This is a genomic window from Micromonospora sp. KLBMP9576, from assembly GCF_050941805.1.
Lineage (GTDB): Bacteria > Actinomycetota > Actinomycetes > Mycobacteriales > Micromonosporaceae > Micromonospora.
The window spans coordinates 1,804,259-1,826,581 of sequence record NZ_CP194567.1; the positions used below are offsets into that span (position 1 = coordinate 1,804,259).

Here is a 22,323-nt window from a genome sequence, read left to right on the forward strand (position 1 = left end):
ACGATGAGGACATGTCCGACGACACGGTGGTGGTGTGGGACGAGTCGCTGCTCGCCTACGACATGGGGGATCATCCCCTCGACCCGGTACGGGTGGAGTTGACGATGGCGCTCGCCCGCGAGCTGGGCGTCCTGGCGCGTCCCGGGGTGCGGTTGGTGAAGCCGGAGCCCGCCGACGACGCGCTGCTGGCCCGGGTGCACGATCCGCGCTACCTCGCTGCGGTGCGGGCCGCCCCCCGCGATCCGCTCTTCGCCGGCTTCGGGCTGGGCACCTCGGACAATCCGGTCTTCGACGGGATGCACGAGTCCAGCGCCCTGATCGCCGGTGCGACGGTGGCGGCGGCCGAGGCGGTCTGGCGGGGCGAGGCGCGGCGGGCCGTCAACGTGGCCGGCGGGCTGCACCACGCGATGCCGGCGCGCGCCGCCGGGTTCTGCGTCTACAACGACCCGGCCGTGGCCATCGCCCGCCTGCTCGACCTGGGCGCGGAGCGGATCGCCTACGTGGACGTGGACGTGCACCACGGCGACGGGGTGCAGCAGGTCTTCTGGAACGACCCGCGGGTGCTGACGGTCAGCGTGCACGAGACGCCCCTGGCGCTCTTCCCGGGCACCGGCTTCCCCGACGAGACCGGCGGCCCGCAGGCGCAGGGCAGCGCCGTCAACCTGCCGCTGCCGCCCGGGGTCGACGACGTCGGCTGGCAGCGCGCCTTCCACGCGGTGGTGCCGTCGGTGCTGCGCGCGTTCTCCCCGCAGGTGCTGGTGACCCAGTGCGGCGCCGACGGGCACCGGCTCGACCCGCTCGCCGATTTCAACCTCTCGGTCGACGGGCAGCGCGCCACCTACCTGGCCCTGCGGGCGCTCGCCGACGAGCTCTGCGAGGGCCGCTGGGTGGCCACCGGTGGCGGCGGGTACGCGCTGGTCGAGGTGGTGCCGCGGGCCTGGACGCACCTGCTCGCCGTGGCCGCCGGGGAACCGGTCGCCCCGGCGACGCCGACCCCGCCCGCCTGGCGGGAGCTGGCCGCCGCGCGCGGCCCGGGGCAGCCGGTGCCGCTGCGGATGACCGACGACATCGACCCGTCGTACGAGCCGTGGCAGCCGACGGGCGAGCCGAACGCGGTGGACCGGGCGATCGCGGCGGCCCGCAAGACGAGCTTCCCGCTGTTCGGGCTCGATCCGCACGATCCGCGCGACTGAGCCGGCCGGGGAGGGCCGAACGGTGATCACGGTGGACCAGCCGGTGGACGTGCTGCTCAGCGACGGCACCACAGTGCAGCTGCGGCCGATCCGCCCGTCGGACGGGCCGGGCATCGTGGCGATGCACTCGCGCTTCTCGGAGCGCACCCGCTACCTGCGGTACTTCTCGCCGTACCCGCGCATTCCCGATCGTGACCTGCGGCGTTTCGTCAACGTCGACCACCGCGACCGGGAGGCGTTCGTGGTGCTGGTCGGCGACCGGATCGTCGCCGTCGGCCGTTACGAGCGGCTCGGCCCGCAGGCCCCCGAGGCCGAGGTGGCGTTGGTGGTCGAGGACGCCTACCAGGGGCGGGGCATCGGCTCGGTGCTGCTGGAACACCTGGCCGACGCGGCGGGGCGCAACGACATCGCCAACTTCGTGGCCGAGGTGCTGCCGGCCAACGGCGCGATGCTGCGGGTCTTCTCCGACTTCGGCTACCAGGTGCAGCGGCAGTTCGCCGACGGCGTGGTGCACCTGACCTTCCCGATCGCCCCGACCGACGCGACGCTCGAGGTGCAGCGCGGCCGGGAGCACCGCACCGAGGCCCGCTCCGTGGCCCGGCTGCTCGCCCCGCGTGGCGTCGCCGTCTACGGCGCCAGCGCCACCGGGCAGGGCGTCGGCGCGGCGGTCCTCGGGCATCTGCGCGACGGCGGCTACCGGGGCGTGGTGGTCCCGGTGCACCCGGGCGCGGCGACGGTCGGCGGGCTGCCCGCGTACCCCTCGGCGGCCGAGGCGGGCGTGCCGGTCGACCTGGCCGTGGTGGCGGTGCCGCCGGAGGCGGCGACGGAGGTGGTCGCCGACGCGGCCGCCGCCGGCGCGCACGGCCTGGTGGTCATCTCCGCCGGTTTTGCCGAGGCCGGCGGGGACGGCGCCGCCGCGCAGCGTGCGCTGGTCCGCGCGGCGCACGCGGCGGGCATGCGCGTGGTCGGCCCGAACTGCCTGGGGGTGGCCAACACCGACCCGGCGGTACGCCTCAACGCCACCCTCGCCCCCCGGCTGCCGGTGCCTGGCCGGGTGGGCATCTTCAGCCAGTCCGGCGCGTTCGGGGTGGCGCTGCTGGCCGAGGCGGACCGGCGCGGGCTGGGCCTGTCCAGCTTCGTCTCGGCCGGCAACCGGGCGGACGTCTCCGGCAACGACCTGCTCCAATACTGGCAGGACGACCCCGGCACCGACGTGATCATGTTGTATCTGGAGACCTTCGGCAACCCGCGCAAGTTCGCCCGGCTGGCCCGCCGCATCGGGCGGGAGAAGCCGGTCGTGGCGCTCGCCTCGCCGGCCCGCCCGCCCGGCGTCGGCGACTCCGCCGGGCCCGACGAGGTGGCGGTGGGCGCGTTGTTCGCCCACTCCGGGGTGATCCGGGTGGACACCGTCGCCGAGCTGCTCGACGTCGGGGTGCTGCTGGCCCACCAGCCGCTGCCCGCCGGCCCGCGCGTCGGTGTGGTCGGCAACTCCTCGGCCCTGACGGGGCTGGCGGCGACCGCCTGCGCCGCGCAGGGGCTCACCGTCGCGCGTGGTTATCCGCGTGACGTCGGCCCCCGCGCCGGCGCGGCCGAGTTCGCCGCCGCGCTCGCCGAGACGGGCGCCGACGACGAGGTGGACGCGCTGGTGGTGATGTTCGCCCCGCCGCTGCCCGGCCAGCTCACCGACACCGAGGCCGACTTCGCCGCCGCGCTGCCCAGCGCGTTCGCCGCCGGGAAACCGGCCGTGGCGACGCTCCTCGTCGGCCGGGCGCCCGCCGGGGTGCCCGCCTATCCGAGCGTGGAGGAGGCCGTCCGCGCCCTCGCCCGCGTCGCCGCGTACGCCGACTGGCTGCGCCGGCCCGCCGGGGTGCCGCCGGAGCTGCCCCGCATCGACCGGGTGGCGGCGCACACCGCCCTGCGCCCCGAGGCGCTGGATCCGGCGGGCCTGCTCGCCGCGTACGGCATCGACGTGGTCGAGTCGGTGCCGGCGCGCTCCGCCGGGGAGGCGGCCGAGGCGGCGGCCCGGCTGGGTTTCCCGGTGGCTCTCAAGGCCGCCGCCCCCCGCCTGCGGCACCGGCTCGATCTCGGCGCGGTGCGGCTCGACCTGCCCGACGACGTCACCTTGCGCCGCGCGTACGCGGAGATGTCGGCGCTCTTCGGCGCGGAGGTCCTGGTGCAGCCGATGGTGCCGCCGGGCGTGGCGTGCGTGGTCGAGCTGGTGGAGGACCCGGCGTTCGGCCCGGTGGTCGGCTTCGGGCTCGGCGGCGTCGCCACCGACCTGCTCGGCGACCGGGCCTGGCGGGCGGTGCCGCTGACCGACCTGGACGCCGCCGAACTCGTCGACGAGCCCCGGGCGGCACCGCTGCTGCGCGGGCACCGGGGGGCGACGCCGGTGGACCGCGCCGCCCTGGCCGACCTGCTGCTGCGGGTCGGCCGCCTCGCCGACGAGCAGCCACGGGTCCGCGCGCTGACCCTCAACCCGGTGCTCGCCCGCCCCGACGGCATCTCGGTGCTGCACGCCACCGTCCGGGTCGGCTCCGCCGTGCCCCGCCCCGACACCGGCCCCCGCCGGTTGTGAGGAAGGCGCCTGCTGCCGTGTGCCGCAGCGGAAGGGGGCCCTTCCCGACGCCCGGGCGGGGTGGTCAGGCCCGGGCGGAGATCTGCTGCACGGACCAGGCGTTGCCGTCGGGGTCGGTGAAGTAGACGAAACCGACGTTGTCCAGCGGATCCGGCACGGGGTGCGGATTCTCGCCAATCACCTGGATCTCGCTGACCTCGACGCCGCGCTCGACCAGCTCCCTGTGCGCCCGGCGCAGGTCGGGCACGACCAACTGGAGGCCCTTGAGCGAGCCGGGCGGCATGTGCGGCACCATCCCCCTGCCGATCACGATCGAGCAACCCGAACCGGGCGGGGTGAGCTGCACGAGGCGCGCGTCGTCGCTGACCACCAGGTCGTGGTCGACGGTGAAGCCGAGCTGGCCGGCATAGAACTCCTTGGCCCGGTCCAGGTCCGAGACCGGCACGATCACCACTTCCAGGGTCCAGTTCATGGTCTTTCTCCTCCTGTCGTCGATGGCTGGCCCAGCAGTGCGGCGAGGCGGGTGAAGCTCTCGCCGACGCCCCGGGCCATCGGGTAGCGCAACACCGTGTCGCGCCCCTGACTGGTGGCGTAGCGCAGCGTGCTGGTCACCGTGGTACGCCCGACGAGTTCGGTGAACTCGTGGTTGATCAGGGTTTCGCCCGGATAGGACTGGTCGTCGAAGAGCTCGGTGAAGACCAGCCGCCGGGGCGGATCGATCTGCCGGTACGTCCCGCCCTGGCCCATCAGCTCCCCGCCCGGGCCCTGCGAGACGAAGCGCCACCGCCCGCCCACCCGCAGGTCCACCTCGCACTCGATGAGCCGCCAGCCGCGCGCGCCGTACCAGCGCACGAGCAGGTCCGGGCGGGTGAAGGCGGCGAAGACGAGGTGGGTGGGCGCGTCGAACAGCCGGCTCAGCACGATCTCGCGGTGACCGGGCGCGTAGACCACCAGCGGGTCGTCGTCGCGGGTCACCGTCCGGCGTCCGGGGCGGCGACGTGCCCGGCGACCCGGGCGGTGCCGCGCCCGCTGTCCCGGGCAGCCCCCCGCCCGCCGGCCCGGGCGGCACCCCGCGCGCTGGCGTCGGGACCTTCGGCGTCCCGGCCGGTGTCCTGGAGGTCACCGAGCAGGGCATCGAGGCGCTGGTAGCTCTCCGCCCAGTAGTCCCGGTAGTCGGCCAGCCAGGCGGTGGCCTCCCGCAGCGGGCCGGCCTGCAGGTGGCACGGCCGTCGTTGGCCGTCGCGGCCCCGGCTGACCAGCCCGGCGCGCTCCAGGACCTTCAGGTGCTTGGAGATGGCCGGCTGGCTCATCGCGAAGGGCACCGCCAGCTCGGTCACCGTGGCCTCGCCGTCCGCCAGGCGGGCGAGGATGGCCCGCCGGGTGGGGTCGGCCAGGGCCGCGAAGGTCGCGTCCAGCGCTTCACCGTCCACGATTCGATAACCTCCCGGTTCAATAACCAGATGGTTTTATATCGCGTCGGCGCTGTCGGGGCAAGCACCCCTCCCTCGGCGTGCCGGACGGACGTGAGGCCCCGGCGAACCGCCGGGGCCTCACGTGTCCAGGGACGTCAGCAGGCGTACGCCTCCAGGCGCTGGGCCCGCTCCGGGTCGCGCAGCTTGAGCAGGGTCACCTTCTCGATCTGCCGGATCCGCTCCCGGGACAGGCCGAACTCCCGGCCGACCTCGTCGAGGGTGCGCTGCCGGCCGTCGTCGAGACCGAACCGGAGCCGGATCACGGCCTGCTCCCGCTGCGACAGGGTGGAGAGCACGATGCTCACCTCGTTGCGCAACTCGCCCTGCGCGGCGGCGTCGCCCGGCTCGGCGCTCGGGTCGACGGCGGCGACGAAGTCGCCGAGGGCGCTCTCGCCGTCCTCACCGACGGCCTGGTCGAGGCTCACCGGCTCCCGGTCGTACGAGATCAGCTCGATGACCTGGAACTCCGGGATGCCCATGGCGCCGGCGACCTCGACGACTGTGGGCTCGCGGCCCAGCGAGACGGAGAGCTCGCGGCGGGCCCGGACCATGCGGTTGACCTGCTCGACCATGTGCACCGGGATGCGGATGGTGCGGGCCTGGTCGGCCATGGCGCGGGTGATGGCCTGGCGGATCCACCAGGTGGCGTACGTGGAGAACTTGTAGCCCTTGGTGTAGTCGAACTTCTCGACGGCGCGGATCAGGCCGAGGTTGCCCTCCTGGATCAGGTCGAGGAACGCCATGCCGCGACCCGTGTAGCGCTTGGCGATGCTCACCACGAGGCGCAGGTTCGCCTCCAGCAGGTGGTTCTTCGCCGCGCGACCCTGCACGGCGATCAGCTTCAGGTCGGCCCGCAGCTGCGCGGAGACCGGGGTGCAGGTCGCCAGCTTCTCCTCGGCGAACAGCCCGGCCTCGATCCGCTTGGACAGGTCGACCTCCTGGGCGGCGGTCAGCAGCTTCGTGCGCCCGATCCCGTTCAGGTATGCCCGGACCAGGTCCGTGGAGACGCCGCGCTCGTCGGTGGCGTCGAGGTCGGTCAGGTTGTCGGTGGCGTTCGCGGCCTCGGTCGTGCCGGCCGGGCGCGTCCGGTGCTCCATCATCTGCAGGGCCATCTCGGTTTCTCCCCGTGTCCACGTCTGTGCCGTTCGCTCCGGCCCAGTGGTGCCGGTGTGACACACAGCTTGGCGGGCGGGGCGTGAAACGGGAGTGAGGCGATCGGGGACCCGACACGAATTCCGCCGGACGCCCGTTCGGCGTGGCCGGCTCGTCACCGGGTGTTGCTTGCCGCCGGCGGTTACCGTGCCAGCGGTCGGCCGGCACGCGCCGGCGTATCGGAACAGGTGGTGGGGGGTCTCGTGGTCTTCAAACGGTTCATGCAGGCGATGGGCGTGGGCGGTCCGTCGGTGGAGACGGTGCTGGCGAACCCGCACTGCCGCCCCGGCGGCCAACTGGAGGGCGTCGTCCACGTCGTCGGCGGCGACCACCCCGTCGACGTGTCCTATGTGGCGCTGGGCCTGGTCACCCGGGTCGAGGTGGAGAGCGGTGACAACGACTACGAGACCACGCAGGAGTTCCACCGGCAGGCCGCGACGGGCGCGTTCCGGTTGGAGGCGGGACGGCGCCACGACATCCCGTTCCGCTTCGCGGTGCCGTGGGAGACGCCGCTCACCGAGCTGTACGGGCAGCACCTGCACGGGATGACGATGGGCCTGCGTACGGAGCTGGAGGTGGCCCGCTCGGTGGACAAGGGCGACCTGGACGCGGTGGCGGTGCACCCGCTGCCGTCGCAGCAGAAGATCCTGGAGGCGTTCCTGCGGTTGGGCTTCCGGTTCGCCCGCGCCGACGTGGAGCGGGGCCACATCTACGGCGTACGGCAGAGCCTGCCCTTCTACCAGGAGATCGAGTTCTACCCGGCCCCGCAGTACGCCGGGGCGGTCAACCAGCTGGAACTCACCCTCGTCACCGACCCGCAGCAGATCCAGGTGGTGTTGGAACTCGACAAGCGCGGCGGCCTGTTCACCGAGGGCCGGGACGCCTTCGGCCGCTTCACCGTCGACCACGCCACCGCCGAGCGCACCGACTTCGCCGCGCAGCTCGACGCCTGGATCCGGCAGTCGTTGCAGCGGCGCGGCCTGTTCGGCTGATCCGCGCGCCGGGGCGCGGCGGCCCGGCCCGCGTCAGAGGTCGAGCAGCAGCGTGCGCGGGCCGACGTTGACGCTCTCGACCAGCATGTGGGCGCGGAAGCGACCGGTCTCGACCTTCGCGCCCCGGGCGCGCAGCTCCGCCACGACCGCCGTCACCAGGGGCTCCGCGACCTCCGCCGGGGCGGCCGCCGTCCAACTCGGACGGCGGCCCCTGCGGGCGTCACCGTAGAGGGTGAACTGGCTGACCACCAGGATCGGTGCGCCGGCGTCCGCCGCGGACCGCTCCTCGTCGAGGATCCGCAGCTCGTGCACCTTGCGGGCCATCGTGCGGGCGGTCTCGGCGGTGTCGGTGTGGGTGACCCCGAGCAGCACCAGCAGCCCGTCGTCGATCGCGCCGACCACCTCGCCGTCGACCGTCACGGCGGCCCGGCCGACGGTCTGCACCACGGCCCGCATCAGCCGGTGACCGGTGCGATGAAGCCGCGCTCGACGAGGTGCGCGACGATCGGCCCGGCGGCCTCGGCCAACTCCCCGGGGGTGACGTCGTGGGCGGCGGCGAGCAGGGCGAGCTGGTCGCGCAGGGCCAGCCGCCCGTCGGCCCCGCCGACCAGGGCGAGCACGAGCGGGTCGATCTCCTCGGTCCACCGCAGGCCGTCCGGCATGGCCAGCACCTGCCGGTCCACCGCCCAGCCCTCGTCGCCCATGGTGGCCTCCTGCCGCAGTTGGAGCCCGTCGGCGGCCCGGTAACGGGCGGCGAGCAGCCCGTCGGTGTCGCGGCCCCGGAGCCAGTCGTGGCGCTCGAACCACGCGTCGACCTGGTCACCGAGGGGCGGCTGCACCCGCTGGCGCAGATCCTCCACCCGGACGACCGGGTCGTCGTGGCCGCTGCGGCGCAGCGAGACGATGCCGAAGCCGACCGCCTCCACCTTGTGCGCGTCGAACCAGTCCAGCCAGTCGGCCATCCGCCGCGGGTCGGCCGCCTCGCCGACGTCGGTGAGCCACAGGTTGACGTACGCCATCGGGTCGGCCACCTCGCGCTGGATGACCCAGGCGTCCAGCCCCGTGCCGGCGAACCAGCCGGTCACCCGTTCGGCCCAGTCCTCCCCGGCGACATGCACCCAGTTGGCGAGGTACTGCATGGTGCCGCCCTCGGTGAGCAGGCCGGGCGCGGCGGCGGCCAGTTCCGCGCCGATCGCGTCGCCGACGCGCCCCGAGTCGCGGTAGACGTGCGTGGTGGTGCCCGGCCCGACCACGAACGGCGGGTTGCTGACCACCAGGTCGAAGCGCCGCCCGGCGACGGGGGCGACCAGGTCGCCGCGGAGCAGCTCCCAGTCCTGGCCGTTGAGCGCGGCGGTGGTGGCGGCGAAGCGCAGCGCCCGCGCCGAGAGGTCGGTGGCGGTGACCCGCCGCGCGTGGGTGCCCAGGTGCAGCGCCTGCACGCCGGAGCCGGTGCCCAGGTCCAGCGCGGTCTCGACGGGCCGGCGCACGGTCGCGCCGATCAGCGTCTGCGTCGCCCCGCCGATGCCGAGGACGTGCTCGGCGTGCAGCGGGTGGCCGGGCCGGGCGCTGGCGGGCACGTCGGCGAGCACCCACCAGTCGTCGCCGTACGGCTCCAGGTCCACGCCCATCCGCAGCCCGTCGCCGTACCGCTCGACCAGGCCCCCCGCGAGCGCCTCCGCCAGCGACAGCGGCGCCAGCGCGGCGGCCACCGCGGCCTCCGGCTCCGTCTGCTCGCAGATGAACACCCGGATCAGGGTGCCGAGCGGGTCGCGGTCCTCGGTGGCGCGCAGCGCGGCCCGGAAGTCGTTGCGGGCCACCCCGCCGGTGGCCTGCGGGCCGAGCCGGTTGGCGATGCCGTTCGAGGTGAAGCCGGCCCGGGTCAGCGCGGTCCGCAGCGCCTCGACACCGGCGGGGGAGAGCAGCATGTCGTGTCCGTCCACGCCGCCATCCTGCCTGGTGCCCGGGGCCGGCACACGGGCACCCGGCGAACCTGCGGGGGTCACCGGCCGACCCGCCCGCGCGGGGGGATGCCCGGGCACCGCGCGGCGCTCGTGGTGGCCGTCGCCATGGCGCCCGGCGGGCGCGCAGGTCCCGGGTATGTCCTGGGGCTGATCGTCCCGCTGTCAGGGCAGGATGCAGGCATGACGTTGTCGTTGCCGATCGATCCCGAGGCGAACGCACTTCTCCACCGGGATCCGCTGGCGCTGCTTCTCGGCATGGTGCTGGACCAGCAGGTGCCGATGGAGAAGGCATTCTCCTCGCCGTACGTGCTGGCGCAGCGCCTCGGGCGCGACCTGGACGCCCGGGAGCTGGCCGACCACGACCCGCAGGCGCTGGTCGCCCTCTTCGCCCAGTCGCCGGCGCTGCACCGGTTCCCGAAGGCGATGGCGGCCCGGGTGCAGGAGGTGTGCCGGGTCCTCGTCGACCGGTACGACGGCGACGCCGCCCGGCTCTGGTCCGACGCCGCGGACGGCCGCGAGTTGCTGCGCCGCGTCGGGGAGCTGCCCGGCTTCGGCGCGCAGAAGGCGCAGATCTTCCTCGCGCTGCTCGGCAAGCGGTGCGGGGTGACACCGGCGGGCTGGCGGGAGGCGGCCGGCGGTTACGGCGACCCGGACGCGTACCGGTCGGTGGCCGACGTCACCGACGCGGACTCGCTGCGGCGGGTGCGCGAGTACAAGCAGCAGTTGAAGGCGGCGGCGAAGGCGGGGACCGCCGGGGGCTGACCTGCCGGCGGCACCCTCGGCCGCGACCGGGGAGGCGGGTGGGCGGCCGGTCAGGCGGCGGTCGGCCGGGAGAGGGCGGCCAGCGCCCGCCGCACGTCGGCGAGGGAGACAGTGGCCGAGTCGTCCAGGTCGGCCAGGCCGGCCTCGATCCACTGCCGCATCAGCGTGGTGACCCCGATGCCGCGCGCGTCGGCCACGGCCCGGACCCGCTCGTACGTCTCCAGGGGCAGGCGCACGGAGCGGCTGACCATGGGGGAGTCGGTGTCGGGGGCGGGCAGGTCCGCCGGCGGGTTCGCGTCGATCAGCTCCGCGAGCCGGTCACCGCCGCTGTGGAACTGCCTGGTCGCGTCGTCACGGTTCATCGTCACCGCCTCCTCATCGGCGAGGTCTCCGCACGGCCTCGTCGTAGCGCTTGGCCTCGACGTCGCTCAGTTGGCGGGCGGAGAGAATGTCCCAGTCGTTGTCGGCACCGTCGGCCTCGGCGAGCAGCACGGCCAGCCGGCGGCCCCGGCGGGCGGTGGCGTAGACCACCATGACGTCGTCACCGAGGTGCCGGATCACCCGGCGGGTGCTGTGCAACGCCTCCCAGACTTCCCCCGGCGTGACGTCGTAGACCCTCAGGTTGGCCAACGCCTCGTCGGTGAAGCCGTACCTGCTGCCCACGGCGCGAGCGTACCACCGACGTAACACGTCGACGGGGTACCGCGATTTTCGCTGATCACGCGCCGCGGGTGACAGGATGGGGCGTAACCCCCTCGAGGAGGTCCGTGGTGAAGCGTCAGGCGTACCAGCCGATCCTGATCACCGACGCCTCGCGCAGCCAGGACGACCAGCTCACCAGCCGTCAGAAGCGCTACGTGCTGATGATGGGTGTCCGGGTGGCCTGCGTGATCGTCGGTGCCGTCCTGGTCGGCGTGCAGGCTCCACTGCTCTGGGTCTGGCTGCCGGTGGTGGCCCTCGGCATGGTGCTCATCCCGTGGCTGGCGGTCCTGCTGGCCAACGACCGGCCGCCCAAGGAGCAGCACCGGCTGGCCAACCGGTTCCAGCCGCGGCGCCGGGACGACACCCCGCCGATGAGCCTCGCCGCCGAGGAGCGCCCCCACAAGATCATCGACGTCGAGCCCTGAGCCCCCGCCCGGGTGGCGGGCGGGGCTCAGGCGGCCGGGCGCGCCCCCACCTGGGAGACGGCCAGTGCGCCGAGGTCGCCGGCCCGGCGCAGCGCCACCGCCGGCTCCGCGCCGTCGAGCCAGGCGGCCAGTAGCCCGGCCGCGAACGCGTCCCCGGCCCCCGTGACGTCGACCACCGCGACCCGGCGGGCCGGCGCGACGGCTGTCGAGTCGTCCCGGTCCACCCAGACCGCCCCGGCCGCGCCCTGCTTGACGACGATCCGCCGGGCCGACGCCGACAGCACCCGCCCCTGCGCCGCCGGGTCCAGCCCGCCGGCCAGCACCGTCGCCTCGTCGGCGTTGACCAGGAGCAGGTCGACCCCGCGTACCCAGGACAGGAAGGCCGCCGCGCCGACGCGCCGCAGGGGGGCGGCGGAGGCCGCGTCGACGCTGGTGGTGAGCCCGCGCTCGCGGGCGGCGGCCAGCGCCCGCAGCCCCGCCGGCCGGCTCTCGGCATCCAGCAGGGTGTACCCGGACAGGTGCAGGTGCCGCGCGTCCGGCGTCGCGGCCAGCGCCGCGTCGACGTGCCCCGGGGCCAGCCGCAGGTTGGCGCCCCGCTCCGTGATCATCGTCCGCTCACCGGCCGTGGCCAGCACGATGACGGTGCCGGTGGCGCGGTCGGGGCACACGGTCGTCGCGCAGTCGATCCCCGCGCGCGCCAGCTCGGCCACCCGGTCCCGCCCGGCGGCGTCGTCGCCGACGGCGCCCACCAGCGTGACCGGTACCCCCTGCGCGGCCAGCCAGGACGCGGTGTTGGCGGCCTGGCCGCCGCCGCTGAACCGGATCGTCGCCGCGGTGTCCGACCCGGTGGCCACCGGCCCGGCCAGCACCGCCACCACGTCGGTGATCAGGTCACCGACGACGAGGACGCGGCCTGCGCTCATGCCCCGGCGCGGCGGGCGGCCGCGGCGACGGCGATCCGGGCGGCGAGGTCGGCGTTGCGCAGGATGATCCGGACGTTCACCGCGAGGCTCGCCCCCTCGGTCGCCGAGTGGAAGTGCGCGAGCAGGTAGGGCGTCACGGCCTTGCCGGTCACCCCGTCGCGCTGCAACAGCGCCAGCCCGTCGGCGAGGGTGCGGTCGTGCAGCGCCGGGTCGAGCTGCTCGTCGGTGGGCAGCGGGTTGGCCACGATCAGGCCGCCGTGGTGCACGTCGTGCTGCTCCCGGGCCGCCAGCACGTCAGCGACCTGCTCGGCCGAGTCCAGCGACCAGTCCAGGTCGAAGCCGCCGTCGGTGATGAAGAAGCCGGGGAAGCGGCGGGTCCGGAAGCCGACCACCCCGACGCCGAGGGTCTCCAGCCGCTCCAGGGTCGCGCCCACGTCCAGGATCGACTTGACCCCGGCGCAGACCACGGCGATCGGCGTCCGGGCCAGGGTGACCAGGTCGGCGGATTCGTCGAAGGTCTGCGCGGCCTCCCGGTGCACCCCGCCGAGGCCGCCGGTGGCGAACACCCCGATGCCGGCGGCGGCGGCCACCGCGCTGGTCGCGGCCACGGTCGTGGCGCCGTCCGCGCCGGTCGCGGCGGCGAGGGCGAGATCGCGTACGGAGAGCTTGGCGACCCCGTCGACGGTGGCGAGCCGGGTCAGCTCCGCGTCGTCGAGGCCCACCACGAGCTGGCCGCCGACCATGCCGATGGTGGCCGGTACCGCGCCCGCGTCGCGGACGGCCTGCTCGATCTCGCGGGCCACCCGCAGGTTGTCCGGCCGGGGCAGGCCGTGCGAGACGATGGTGCTCTCCAGGGCGACGACGGGACGGCCGTCGCGCAGGGCGTCGGCCACCTCGCTGCCGTGACGGACGTGAAAGTCGGGACGGATGTGAAAGTTGGTCACGTCACCACCGTACGGCTCCGGGTTGCGGGGACCTGAAGTGGACCGGACCGGGGGCGACCTGCCAGACTTGAGGGTCGGAGGTGCAGAAGTGAGCACAGAGGTTCTCGAGCGTCCGGAGCTGAAGGACGCCGACACCGGTCCTGAGATGTTCCACTACGTGCGCAAGGAGAAGATCGCGGAGAGTGCCGTCATGGGCACCTTCGTCATCGCCCTGTGCGGGGAGAAGTTCCCGGTCACCAAGGCCGCCAAGCCCGGCTCGCCGGTCTGCCCCAAGTGCAAGGAGATCTACGACTCCTGGGGCGACTGAGCGGGGGCGGCCCGCCCGGCCGCGCGCGTAACCTTCGCCGGTGACCACCTCCACCCCACTGCTCTTCGCCGACCTCACGGGGGTGGCGGTCTTCGCCGCCTCCGGGGCCTCCGCGGCGGTGGCGAAACGGCTCGACCTCTTCGGGGTCGTCTTCGTCGGCTTCGTGGCCGCGCTGGGCGGCGGGATCTTCCGGGACCTGGCGATCGGTGAGGCGCCGCCGTTGGCCTTCGGCGACTGGCGGTACGCGGCGACGGCCGCCGTCACGGCCGCCGCCGTCTTCTGGCTGCACCCCCAGTTCGCCCGGCTACGCACCAGCGTCCTGGTGCTGGACGCGGCCGGGCTGGGGCTGTTCACCGTCACGGGCACGGTCAAGGCGCTCGACGCCCAGGTGCCGGCGGTGGGAGCCTGCGTGATCGGCATGCTCACCGCGATCGGTGGCGGCCTCGGCCGCGACCTGCTCACCGCCGAGATCCCGGTGGTGCTGCGGCGGGAGATATACGCCGTGGCCGCGCTCACCGGCTCGATCCTCGTGGCGCTGCTGGACGCCCTCGGGCACGCCGAGGCCGGCTGGCTGACGGTGGCGGCCGTGGCGGTCTTCCTGCTCCGCCTGGTGGCGCTGCGGCGGCGCTGGTCGGCGCCGGTGCCCGCCCTGCGCTCCCCGCCCACGGGCGCCCCCGGCGCCCGCCCCTGATCCGGCGGCGGATGTGACCAGCGTGGCGTCGGCTGGGTCGGGCGGCCCGCGCTGGTTATGCTGAGCCGGCCTTCGCGGCACCATCTGCGCGGAGGCGTTTTCATGGGCGGCGGCACCCGTGGCCCTCGCCCGGGGTCCGCCAACAGGCGGTCGGAGAGGAGCTTCCCGTGGCGGCCCGGTTGCCGGCGATCGAGACGTTTCCGGCACTGCGCGCGTGGCAGCGCAAGGCACTCGTGGAGTACCTGCGTCGGCGGGACCCCGACTTCACCGCGGTCGCCACCCCGGGCGCCGGAAAGACCACCTTCGCCCTGCGGATCGCCGCCGAGCTGCTCGCCGACGGCACCGTCGAGGCGGTCACCGTGGTGGCGCCGACCGAGCACCTGAAGACCCAGTGGGCGGAGGCGGCGGCCCGGGTCGGCATCCAGCTCGACGCCGCGTTCCGCAACGCCGACCTGCACTCCTCCGCCGACTTCCACGGGGCGGTCGTGACGTACGCGCAGGTGGGCATGGCGCCCCACGTGCACAAGCGGCGCACCCTCACGCGGCGCACCCTGGTCGTCCTCGACGAGATCCACCACGCGGGGGACAGCCGCACCTGGGGCGACGGGGTGAAGGCGGCCTTCGAGGGCGCCGAGCGCCGGCTGATGCTCACCGGGACCCCGTTCCGCTCCGACGACAACCCGATCCCGTTCGTCGAGTACGAGCGGGGCGGCGACGGGCTGCTGCGCTCGCGCGCCGACTCGGTCTACGGCTACGCCGAGGCGCTGCGCGACAGCGTCGTGCGGCCGGTGCTCTTCCTGGCGTACTCGGGGGAGACCCGGTGGCGCACCAACGCGGGGGAGGAGTTGGCGGCGCGGCTCGGTGAGCCCATGACCCAGGACCTCGTCGCGCAGGCGTGGCGTACCGCGCTGGACCCGGCGGGCGACTGGATGCCGCAGGTGCTGCGTGCCGCCGACGCGCGGCTGACCGTGCTGCGCAACGCGGGGATGCCCGACGCCGGCGGGCTGATCATCGCCAGCGACCAGCAGACCGCCCGCTCGTACGCGAAACTCATCGAGCAGGTGACCGGCGAGCGCGCCACGGTGGTGCTCTCCGACGACGTGGGCGCCTCGGCGCGGATCGCGACGTTCGCGGCGTCCGCGCAGCGCTGGATGGTGGCGGTCCGGATGGTCTCCGAGGGCGTCGACATCCCCCGGCTGGCCGTCGGCGTGTACGCGACCAGCGCCAGCACCCCGCTCTACTTCGCGCAGGCCATCGGCCGGTTCGTCCGCGCCCGCCGCCCCGGCGAGACCGCCTCGGTCTTCCTGCCCAGCGTGCCGCACCTGCTCGGGCTGGCCAGCGAGATGGAGGCCGAGCGGGACCACGTGCTCGGCAAACCCAAGGACCGCGAGGGGTTCGACGACGACCTGCTGGAGCGCGCCCAGCGCGACGACCAGGCCAGCGGCGAGCTGGAGAAGCGGTTCGCCGCGCTCTCCGCGACGGCCGAACTGGACCAGGTGATCTTCGACGGCGCCTCGTTCGGCACCGCCGCCCAGGCCGGCACCCCCGAGGAGGAGGAATATCTGGGCCTGCCGGGGCTGCTCACCGCCGACCAGGTCTCCCTGCTGCTGACCAAGCGGCAGCAGGCGCAGCTCGCGGCCCAGCGTCGTCGGGCCGTCAGCCCGGCTGAGACGGCCGCTGAGGCCCCCGCCGCGCCGCCGGCACCGATGAGTGCCGCCCAGCGTCGGGTCGCCCTACGTCGCCAGCTGAACGCCCTCGTGGCTGCCCGGCACCACCGCACGGGGCAGCCGCACGGAAAGATCCACGCGGAGCTGCGCCGCCTCTGCGGCGGCCCGCCGAGCGCCCAGGCGACCATCGAGCAGCTCGAGGAGCGCATCGCCACGGTCCAGACCCTCTGACGTCGCGGCGCCCGCCCCGTCCCGGCGGACACACGAAACCGGCCGGAGGCCCCCTCGGGGGGCCTCCGGCCGGTTATGTCGTGGCTCTGCGGATCTCTTCTCAGTTCGCCATCTGATCGGCGCCACGCCAGCTGAACTCCGGGTCCGTCGCGAACCGCACGGTGATCTTCACGAGATCCTCCGCGTACTTGTTCGCGTGGTGCCCACAGAACACCAGCTCACTCCCACCCGCCAGAGTGATCCGGAGCTTGCCGGCAGCATTGCAGCGGTCGCACCGTTCATCGGCGGCTGGGGGAGCCACCGTCTCGGGCGGCGGCGTGAGGGTCGGGGTCATCGCCTTCCTCCTCTGGTCGTCACCGATGAACACTCTCTTCGGTCGTTGCTCACCTATCGTGCAACACCCCGTCCGGGCGCTGCCTTCCCTGTGTGCCCGCGCGGGACCGAGGTCACACATGGCAGGGACAGTGTGCCGTGCACCAAGGGTGCCACGCCAACGATCACAATCGCGCAACCGGACGATCACCTAGCGACGTTGGACGCCAGGTGGTCAAAACGACACGTTCGGTTGACGATCGCGATCAGTCCAGGTAATCCCGCAGCACCTGCGAACGTGACGGGTGGCGCAGCTTGGACATCGTCTTGGACTCGATCTGCCGAATGCGCTCCCGGGTCACCCCGTAGACCTGGCCGATCTCGTCCAGCGTGCGCGGCTGACCGTCGGTCAGCCCGAAGCGCAGCCGTACCACGCCCGCCTCACGCTCGGACAACGTCTGCAGCACCTGCTGAAGCTGGTCCTGCAGGAGCGAGAACGACACGGCGTCGACCGCGACCACGGCCTCGGAGTCCTCGATGAAGTCGCCGAGCTGGCTGTCACCCTCGTCGCCGATGGTCTGGTCCAGCGAGATGGGCTCCCGGGCGTACTGCTGGATCTCCAGCACCTTCTCGGGTGTGATGTCCATCTCCTTGGCGAGCTCCTCCGGCGTGGGCTCGCGGCCCAGGTCCTGGAGCAGCTCGCGCTGGATGCGGCCGAGCTTGTTGATGACCTCGACCATGTGCACCGGGATGCGGATGGTGCGGGCCTGGTCGGCCATGGCGCGGGTGATGGCCTGGCGGATCCACCAGGTGGCGTACGTGGAGAACTTGTAGCCCTTGGTGTAGTCGAACTTCTCGACGGCGCGGATCAGGCCGAGGTTGCCCTCCTGGATCAGGTCGAGGAACGCCATGCCGCGACCCGTGTAGCGCTTGGCCAGCGAGACGACCAGCCGGAGGTTGGCCTCCAGCAGGTGGTTCTTGGCGCGCTCGCCGTCGCGCGAGATCCAGCCCAGGTCCCGCTGCATGTCGCGGGTGAGCTTCTCCTCGCCCTCCTCGGACCCCCGCAGCCGCTCCGCGGCGTAGAGCCCGGCCTCGATCCGCTTGGCCAGCTCCACCTCCTGCTCCGCGTTGAGCAGCGGGACCTTGCCGATCTGCTTGAGGTAGGCCCGCACGGAGTCGGCGGAGGCGGTCAGCTCCGCGTCGCGGCGCGCCTGCTTGAGCGCCTCCGACTCCTCGTCGTCCCACTCGAAGTCGTTGTCGCTGGCCGAGGCGGCGGCGTCGGTCTCGGCGGCCCGGGTCAGCTCGACCGGCTCCTCGACGACCACGTCCTCGATCTCGGCGGCGAGCGCCTCCGGGTCGAGGTCGCCCTCGCCCTTGGCCTTCCCCGCGCCCTTGGCCGGCGCGGCGCCGGCCGCGACGGTCGCCTTGGTGGCCCGGGTCGCCTTGGTGGCCTTCGCGGGTGCGACGGCCGCCTCGGCGGTCTTACGGGCGGCGGCCTTGCGGGGGGCGGGCGCCGGGGAGTCGTCCGCCGAGGGCGCCTGCTTCGGCGCCGGCGCGACGGCCTTCTTGGTGGTCTTGGCGGTGGTGGCCCGGGACGCGGGAGTGGCCGATCGGGCGGCGGCGACGCGGCGGCGGGTGCTCGCCGAGCCGTCCACCACCACGGTCACTCCCGCCTCGGAGAGCGCCCGCAGGATCTTCTTGGCCTGGGCCGGAGTCACCTCGGCGGACTCGACGGTGCGCGCGAGCTGGGCCGACGTGAGCTGGCCACCAGCGCTCTGCGCGTGGGCGATCAGAGTGTCGGTGAGCGAGCGAACGTCGGCGCCGGTCTGGCGGGGTTCTGTCACGAATGACCTTCCGGAGGCGAAGAGCGAGCACGGCCGGGTAGTCCGACGAAGAGTGGGGCACCTTGCCGGGCGATGTGGTTGAGGCACCCCCGTGTCCCGGTCCGTCCGGTCGTGGCGGTCCGTCGCAGCGTGGGCAGGGGTGAATTGTAACGCCGTCCGCGGCGATCATCCGCCTCCGCACGGCGGTGCGGCGGAAGGGACCGCCGATTCGGCGCAGATGTGGACTTTGTAAGGATGGTACCGCGCGTGACCCGGAACACCCCGGCCGTGCGGGAAGGGGACGAACCATGGATCGCACGGCGCCGTCGGAACTGCTGGAAATCGCGGTCGACGTGGCCCGGGAGGCGGCCGCGACCGCGTACCGGATGCGGGCCGAGGGCGTGTCGGTGGCCGCCACCAAGACCACGGCCACCGACGTGGTCACCGCCGCCGACCGGGCGGTCGAGCGGCAGGTGGTCGACGCGCTGCGCCGGCTGCGTCCGGGCGACGCCGTGCTCGGCGAGGAGTACGGCGCGGGGGAGGGCGGCCCGGTCGCCCCCGGCGGCGTCCGCTGGATCGTGGACCCGATCGACGGCACCGTCAACTACCTCTACGGGATCCCGCACTGCGCGGTGTCGCTCGCCGCCGAGGTCGACGGCGAGGTGGTCGCCGGGGTCGTGCGCAACGTCAGCACCGGCGAGGAGTGGACGGCCACCCTCGGTGGCGGTGCCTGGCGCGACGGAGAGCGGCTGCGCTGCTCCACGGAGACCGACCTGGGTCAGGCGCTGGTCGCCACGGGCTTCGGCTACGACGCGGGGCGCCGGGCGCACCAGGCCCGGGTGCTCGCCGCGCTGATTCCGCACATCCGGGACATCCGCCGCTTCGGCGCCGCCGCGCTGGACCTCTGCCTGGCGGCGGAGGGGCGGGTGGACGCCTACTACGAGAAGGGGCTCGCCGCCTGGGACCAGGCCGCCGGCGCCCTGGTGGCCACCGAGGCCGGGCTGCGGGTCGCCGGGCTGGGTGGGCTGCCGGCCGGCCCGGACCTGGTGATCGCCGCACCGGCGGCGCTGTTCGGGCCGCTGCACGAGCGCCTCGCCGACCTGGACGCCTCGGGCGGCCCCTGACCCGGCGGTGCCGCGCCCCGCTGCGCGGGGGACCAGCGCCTCCCGGCCGGTGGGCCCGCGTCCCCGGCCGGTGGGCCCGCGTCCCCGGCCGGTGGGCCCGCGTCCCCGGCCGGTGGGCCCGCGTCCCCGGCCGGCGGGACCGCGTCCCCGGGTCCCGGGCCGGCGCGCGACCGCCCGGGACGGGTACGGTCGCGCCCCCGGGCGGACCCGGGGGCGCGGCGCGGTCGTCAGTCCTGGGGCATCGGGCAGGCGCCCGTCGGCAGGACCGGTGGGCCGAGGTCACCCAGGGACTGGTTGACCTCGGTGGTGGTGGCGAGCTGCTGGAAGCTGCTGCCGAGCACCACGTCGACGACGTCGTCGGTGCGCGTGGCGTCGTACTCGTACTCGGCGTTGTCGAGGAAGTACGCCCGCAGCAGGTGCGCCGAGCCGACGCCCTTCGGCCCGTAGCGCAGCAACGCGACGTCGTCGATCTGCTTCTTCTCCTCGCCGATCTTCTTCACCTGGAACTTCCGGTTGGTGAAGTCGTCGCCGATGCTGCGGGCCAGGCCGATCCGGTCCGTGCCGTTCAATACGTTGATCTTGACGTCCTTCTGTTCCCGCAGGGCCACGTCGGCCAGCGGCCAGCCCTCGGGACAACCGCCGGCGAGGCCGGCGCTGCTCTGGGTGTCGCGGACCAGCGCGACGACCACGAAGACGAGGGCCAGCACCGCCAGCAGGCCGACGACAACGAGTGCTCGCACTCGCGCAAAGCTCATCAGGGTGCTCCCCGGACAGTGGTGGGTGGCGGCGGCCGGCGGTGGTCGGGCCGCCCCGCCGGCCGTCGAGTACGCCGCTGAGGTTAACGGTTGTCCGGCCGTCGCGTGGAAACAGCCGGACATGCCGGCGCGCCATCCGGGAACGAGGTAGTACTACCCCTATCTTCGTGTCGCCTGAGTCACACCGGGAACAACTTCGCGTGCGGGGGCGTACATCTCAGCCACAAGGGCGGTATACATGCCTCGCCCGACGGGGGGGTATCGTTCCGCGCTCGCCGGCTGTTCCTCGGGACGTCTCCGTCCGTGCTGTCTTCGGGTCGGGTGACCGACACAAGTGGTGGCCGGCCAGCGGAACCGAAACAGCGTCGTCCGGCGTTACAACCGGAAGCGACAACATCGATATGGGAGAGTGAAACCGATGGCCACCGACTACGACGCCCCGCGTCGCGACGAGGTCGACCTCGGCGAGGACAGCCTGGAAGAGCTCAAGGCCCGCCGCGTCGACTCACAATCGGGCGCCGTGGACGTCGACGAGGCCGAGGTGGCCGAGAGCTTCGAGCTGCCCGGCGCTGACCTGGCCGACGAGGAACTCACCGTCAAGGTGCTGCCCATGCAGCAGGACGAGTTCCGCTGCGCCCGCTGTTTTCTGGTGCATCACCGGAGCCAGTTGGCGGTCGAGCGTAACGGCGACCTCATTTGCCGCGAGTGCGTCTGACACCGTGCGTCCCCACCAGCGGCGGCTCCCTCGTCGGGGCCGCCGCTGCCCGAGCCGCCGTGCGGGATTGCGGGGGACCTGCTTGACTCGTTGACGGGTGACCGTCATGTCGATGGCGGTCCATCGGAGGGGCGGGCGATGAGCGAGCGGAACGAGTCCGGCGGCACGCGCGGCGCCGAACCGGTCCGGGCCGACGGCGTCGGCGAGACGGACCCCCGGTCCGGGCCCGTCGCGCCCCGGCCCGCGCCCGGTGCGGACGACGAGCTGGGCACCACAGTGGCGGCGCTGACCGCCGACGACATCGCGCCGGCCCGCCGCCGGCAACTGCTCGGCCGGCTCGTCGGGCAGGCGCGGGCGCGCGGGCTGACCGACCTGTTCAAGCCGAAGAGCGCCGTGCGCTGGATGGTCGACACGGTCACCGAGGTCGCCCCGCACGTGCCCGTACGCGACCTGGCGACCCTGCGTCGGCACTTCGACGGCCTCGACGGCGAGGCGTTGGCCGAGCGGCTGGTGCGCAACGCCGCGCGCACGACGGCCGGGATCGGTGCCGCGGGCGGGGGAGTGGCGGCCGTCGAGTGGACGGTCGCGCCGACCCTGCTCTCCGCGCCGGTGCTGCTGGCCGCCGAGACGGTTGCCGTGGTGGCCGTCGAGCTGAAGCTGATCGGCGAGCTGCACGAGGTCTACGGCGTCACGCTGCCGGCCGGCGGCAGCCCCCGGGCGGTCGCGTTGGTGCAGTCCTGGGCCGGCCAGCGCGGGATCAATCCGATGGTGCCCGGCGTCGGGGTGAGCGCCGTGCTGGGCACGGCCGCGCGCAAGGAACTGCGCGACACGCTGCTCAAGCGCTTCGGCCGCAACCTGACCACCCTCGGCCCCTTCCTCACCGGGGCGGCGGTCGCCAGCTACCTCAACCGCAGGGCCACCCGGACGATGGCGGACCAGCTCCGCGGCGACCTGCGCCGCCGGGCCGAGGCCCTACCGGGCGCCCCGCCGGCGCTACCCGGCCCCCGCTGAGCCGCCGGGAGCGGGACGGGGCGTCGGCCGGCAGCGCCGGGCGGCTCAGGGACGGGCGGCGTCGCGGGCGGCGAGCAGCGCCTCGGCCAGCTCGACCGGGTGGCGGGTGCTGACCACCCAGAACGGGGTGGGATCGGCCGGGTCGTCGAGGAGCACCTGGACGGCGCCGGGGATCCACGGCCGCTGCACCACGAACGCCAGCGGGTCGGCGCCGACCCCGAGCACCTCACGCCGGCCGGCGACGTCCAGCGGGACGACGTCGGCGACGAACCGGACCGGCAGCCGGGCGTCGTCCACCCGCAACTCGCCGTCGCGTACCGCGATCCGGATCCGGCCGAGCCAGGCCAGGCCGGCGACGGTCCCCGGCAGCAGCACCACGAACGGCAGCCAGGCCCGGATGCCGGGCGCGCCCATCCAGACCTCCACGGCGAGCAGCCCCGCCACGCCCAGCGAGCTCAGCCACAGCCACCAGGGCAGGCCGAGCCGCTCGAGGTGCTGCGGGGGCGCCGCGGCGGGCGACGCCGGGGATGGCGAGGATGGCGACAGGCTCACTCCTGCCAGGGTACGGCGCACGACGGTCGGC

25 protein-coding genes are annotated in these 22,323 nt (G+C 74.2%); 11 read left to right on the top strand and 14 right to left on the bottom strand.

What is annotated here, in order from left to right:
- The first annotated feature begins 11 nt into the window (after nt 1-11).
- Entirely contained in the window at nt 12-1,193 is a 1,182-nt protein-coding gene (locus tag ACQ452_RS08120) for an acetoin utilization protein AcuC (protein ID WP_433391714.1), read from the top strand.
- A gap of 22 nt (nt 1,194-1,215) precedes the next feature.
- Nucleotides 1,216-3,771: a GNAT family N-acetyltransferase gene (locus ACQ452_RS08125; RefSeq protein ID WP_433391717.1), complete on the top strand. Its 2,556-nt coding sequence runs from the start codon at nt 1,216-1,218 to the stop codon at nt 3,769-3,771.
- Between the two features lie 64 nt (nt 3,772-3,835).
- Here ACQ452_RS08125 and ACQ452_RS08130 read toward each other — a convergent pair whose 3' ends face one another.
- From ACQ452_RS08130 to sigB, 4 genes are all read right to left on the bottom strand, one after another.
- Nucleotides 3,836-4,243, bottom strand: a complete 408-nt coding sequence (locus tag ACQ452_RS08130) for a VOC family protein (RefSeq protein ID WP_433391720.1) — start codon at nt 4,241-4,243, stop codon at nt 3,836-3,838.
- On the bottom strand, nt 4,240-4,746 hold the full coding sequence (locus tag ACQ452_RS08135) for an SRPBCC family protein (RefSeq protein ID WP_433391723.1): 507 nt from the start codon (nt 4,744-4,746) through the stop codon (nt 4,240-4,242). Before ACQ452_RS08135 ends, ACQ452_RS08130 begins: the two co-directional genes overlap by 4 nt.
- Nucleotides 4,743-5,225: an ArsR/SmtB family transcription factor gene (locus tag ACQ452_RS08140; RefSeq protein WP_433394041.1), complete on the bottom strand. Its 483-nt coding sequence runs from the start codon at nt 5,223-5,225 to the stop codon at nt 4,743-4,745. The genes ACQ452_RS08135 and ACQ452_RS08140 overlap by 4 nt, the downstream gene beginning before the upstream one ends.
- Before the next feature lie 113 nt (nt 5,226-5,338).
- On the bottom strand, nt 5,339-6,355 hold the full coding sequence (gene sigB / locus ACQ452_RS08145) for an RNA polymerase sigma factor SigB (RefSeq protein ID WP_433391726.1): 1,017 nt from the start codon (nt 6,353-6,355) through the stop codon (nt 5,339-5,341).
- 243 nt (nt 6,356-6,598) lie between these two features.
- Between sigB and ACQ452_RS08150 the strand changes: the two genes are divergently transcribed.
- Nucleotides 6,599-7,387: a sporulation protein gene (locus ACQ452_RS08150; RefSeq protein ID WP_433394043.1), complete on the top strand. Its 789-nt coding sequence runs from the start codon at nt 6,599-6,601 to the stop codon at nt 7,385-7,387.
- A 33-nt stretch (nt 7,388-7,420) separates the two neighbouring features.
- On the opposite strand, the gene dtd is transcribed toward ACQ452_RS08150, so the two are convergent.
- Nucleotides 7,421-7,843, bottom strand: a complete 423-nt coding sequence (gene dtd / locus ACQ452_RS08155) for a D-aminoacyl-tRNA deacylase (protein ID WP_433391729.1) — start codon at nt 7,841-7,843, stop codon at nt 7,421-7,423.
- Nucleotides 7,843-9,327, bottom strand: coding sequence for a DUF7059 domain-containing protein (locus tag ACQ452_RS08160; protein ID WP_433391730.1), 1,485 nt, complete (start codon nt 9,325-9,327; stop codon nt 7,843-7,845). The genes dtd and ACQ452_RS08160 overlap by 1 nt, the downstream gene beginning before the upstream one ends.
- A 201-nt stretch (nt 9,328-9,528) precedes the next feature.
- Here ACQ452_RS08160 and ACQ452_RS08165 point away from each other — a divergent pair, with 201 nt between their 5' ends.
- Nucleotides 9,529-10,110: an HhH-GPD-type base excision DNA repair protein gene (locus tag ACQ452_RS08165; protein WP_433391732.1), complete on the top strand. Its 582-nt coding sequence runs from the start codon at nt 9,529-9,531 to the stop codon at nt 10,108-10,110.
- Nucleotides 10,111-10,160: 50 nt separating this feature from the next.
- Here ACQ452_RS08165 and ACQ452_RS08170 read toward each other — a convergent pair whose 3' ends face one another.
- Entirely contained in the window at nt 10,161-10,472 is a 312-nt protein-coding gene (locus ACQ452_RS08170; protein WP_433391734.1) for a hypothetical protein, read from the bottom strand.
- A 13-nt stretch (nt 10,473-10,485) separates the two neighbouring features.
- The gene (locus ACQ452_RS08175; RefSeq protein ID WP_433391737.1) at nt 10,486-10,773 is read right to left on the bottom strand and encodes a hypothetical protein; all 288 of its coding nucleotides are present in this window, start codon (nt 10,771-10,773) and stop codon (nt 10,486-10,488) included.
- A 107-nt stretch (nt 10,774-10,880) separates the two neighbouring features.
- Between ACQ452_RS08175 and ACQ452_RS08180 the strand changes: the two genes are divergently transcribed.
- Nucleotides 10,881-11,237 (top strand): DUF3099 domain-containing protein, encoded by a 357-nt coding sequence (locus tag ACQ452_RS08180; RefSeq protein WP_433391739.1) that lies wholly within the window; start codon nt 10,881-10,883, stop codon nt 11,235-11,237.
- A gap of 26 nt (nt 11,238-11,263) precedes the next feature.
- Here the strand turns inward: ACQ452_RS08180 and ACQ452_RS08185 are convergent, their stop codons facing one another.
- Nucleotides 11,264-12,160 carry a carbohydrate kinase family protein gene (locus tag ACQ452_RS08185; protein WP_433391742.1) on the bottom strand — a complete coding sequence of 299 codons (897 nt, stop codon included), beginning with the start codon at nt 12,158-12,160 and terminating at the stop codon, nt 11,264-11,266.
- Nucleotides 12,157-13,104 carry a pseudouridine-5'-phosphate glycosidase gene (locus ACQ452_RS08190; protein ID WP_433391744.1) on the bottom strand — a complete coding sequence of 316 codons (948 nt, stop codon included), beginning with the start codon at nt 13,102-13,104 and terminating at the stop codon, nt 12,157-12,159. Before ACQ452_RS08190 ends, ACQ452_RS08185 begins: the two co-directional genes overlap by 4 nt.
- An 88-nt stretch (nt 13,105-13,192) precedes the next feature.
- Here ACQ452_RS08190 and ACQ452_RS08195 point away from each other — a divergent pair, with 88 nt between their 5' ends.
- The 3 genes from ACQ452_RS08195 (at nt 13,193) to ACQ452_RS08205 (ending at nt 16,000) form a co-directional block, all read left to right on the top strand.
- Nucleotides 13,193-13,411, top strand: coding sequence for a DUF3039 domain-containing protein (locus tag ACQ452_RS08195; RefSeq protein WP_433391746.1), 219 nt, complete (start codon nt 13,193-13,195; stop codon nt 13,409-13,411).
- 40 nt (nt 13,412-13,451) lie between these two features.
- On the top strand, nt 13,452-14,102 hold the full coding sequence (locus ACQ452_RS08200; protein ID WP_433391748.1) for a trimeric intracellular cation channel family protein: 651 nt from the start codon (nt 13,452-13,454) through the stop codon (nt 14,100-14,102).
- Between the two features lie 167 nt (nt 14,103-14,269).
- The gene (locus ACQ452_RS08205) at nt 14,270-16,000 is read left to right on the top strand and encodes a DEAD/DEAH box helicase (RefSeq protein WP_433391751.1); all 1,731 of its coding nucleotides are present in this window, start codon (nt 14,270-14,272) and stop codon (nt 15,998-16,000) included.
- Nucleotides 16,001-16,100: 100 nt separating this feature from the next.
- Here the strand turns inward: ACQ452_RS08205 and ACQ452_RS08210 are convergent, their stop codons facing one another.
- Both ACQ452_RS08210 and ACQ452_RS08215 read right to left on the bottom strand, forming a co-directional pair.
- A complete protein-coding gene (locus ACQ452_RS08210; protein ID WP_433391753.1) occupies nt 16,101-16,334 on the bottom strand; it encodes a DUF7455 domain-containing protein in 234 nt (77 codons plus the stop codon).
- A gap of 244 nt (nt 16,335-16,578) precedes the next feature.
- The gene (locus ACQ452_RS08215; protein WP_433391756.1) at nt 16,579-18,156 is read right to left on the bottom strand and encodes an RNA polymerase sigma factor; all 1,578 of its coding nucleotides are present in this window, start codon (nt 18,154-18,156) and stop codon (nt 16,579-16,581) included.
- Between the two features lie 287 nt (nt 18,157-18,443).
- Here ACQ452_RS08215 and ACQ452_RS08220 point away from each other — a divergent pair, with 287 nt between their 5' ends.
- A complete protein-coding gene (locus ACQ452_RS08220) occupies nt 18,444-19,259 on the top strand; it encodes an inositol monophosphatase family protein (RefSeq protein WP_433391759.1) in 816 nt (271 codons plus the stop codon).
- Nucleotides 19,260-19,486: 227 nt separating this feature from the next.
- Here ACQ452_RS08220 and ACQ452_RS08225 read toward each other — a convergent pair whose 3' ends face one another.
- On the bottom strand, nt 19,487-19,999 hold the full coding sequence (locus ACQ452_RS08225) for a LytR C-terminal domain-containing protein (protein ID WP_433394045.1): 513 nt from the start codon (nt 19,997-19,999) through the stop codon (nt 19,487-19,489).
- Nucleotides 20,000-20,432: 433 nt separating this feature from the next.
- Here ACQ452_RS08225 and ACQ452_RS08230 point away from each other — a divergent pair, with 433 nt between their 5' ends.
- Together ACQ452_RS08230 and ACQ452_RS08235 are read left to right on the top strand one after the other, a co-directional pair.
- A complete protein-coding gene (locus ACQ452_RS08230) occupies nt 20,433-20,729 on the top strand; it encodes a DUF4193 domain-containing protein (RefSeq protein WP_013284790.1) in 297 nt (98 codons plus the stop codon).
- 138 nt (nt 20,730-20,867) lie between these two features.
- The gene (locus ACQ452_RS08235; RefSeq protein ID WP_433391763.1) at nt 20,868-21,740 is read left to right on the top strand and encodes a hypothetical protein; all 873 of its coding nucleotides are present in this window, start codon (nt 20,868-20,870) and stop codon (nt 21,738-21,740) included.
- Between the two features lie 45 nt (nt 21,741-21,785).
- Here ACQ452_RS08235 and ACQ452_RS08240 read toward each other — a convergent pair whose 3' ends face one another.
- Nucleotides 21,786-22,286, bottom strand: a complete 501-nt coding sequence (locus tag ACQ452_RS08240; RefSeq protein WP_433394046.1) for a DUF3093 domain-containing protein — start codon at nt 22,284-22,286, stop codon at nt 21,786-21,788.
- Between the last annotated feature and the right edge of the window lie 37 nt (nt 22,287-22,323).

Excerpts from the sequence above, each read along its gene's own strand:
- ACQ452_RS08210 (WP_433391753.1), bottom strand. The coding sequence starts at position 16,334 with ATGACCCCGACCCTCACGCCGCCGCCCGAGACGGTGGCTCCCCCAGCC.
- ACQ452_RS08165 (WP_433391732.1), top strand. The coding sequence starts at position 9,529 with ATGACGTTGTCGTTGCCGATCGATCCCGAGGCGAACGCACTTCTCCAC.
- ACQ452_RS08220 (WP_433391759.1), top strand. The coding sequence starts at position 18,444 with ATGGATCGCACGGCGCCGTCGGAACTGCTGGAAATCGCGGTCGACGTG.
- dtd (WP_433391729.1), bottom strand. The coding sequence starts at position 7,843 with ATGCGGGCCGTGGTGCAGACCGTCGGCCGGGCCGCCGTGACGGTCGAC.
- ACQ452_RS08185 (WP_433391742.1), bottom strand. The coding sequence starts at position 12,160 with ATGAGCGCAGGCCGCGTCCTCGTCGTCGGTGACCTGATCACCGACGTG.
- sigB (WP_433391726.1), bottom strand. The coding sequence starts at position 6,355 with ATGGCCCTGCAGATGATGGAGCACCGGACGCGCCCGGCCGGCACGACC.
- ACQ452_RS08120 (WP_433391714.1), top strand. The coding sequence starts at position 12 with ATGTCCGACGACACGGTGGTGGTGTGGGACGAGTCGCTGCTCGCCTAC.
- ACQ452_RS08170 (WP_433391734.1), bottom strand. The coding sequence starts at position 10,472 with ATGAACCGTGACGACGCGACCAGGCAGTTCCACAGCGGCGGTGACCGG.
- ACQ452_RS08130 (WP_433391720.1), bottom strand. The coding sequence starts at position 4,243 with ATGAACTGGACCCTGGAAGTGGTGATCGTGCCGGTCTCGGACCTGGAC.
- ACQ452_RS08230 (WP_013284790.1), top strand. The coding sequence starts at position 20,433 with ATGGCCACCGACTACGACGCCCCGCGTCGCGACGAGGTCGACCTCGGC.
- ACQ452_RS08235 (WP_433391763.1), top strand. The coding sequence starts at position 20,868 with ATGAGCGAGCGGAACGAGTCCGGCGGCACGCGCGGCGCCGAACCGGTC.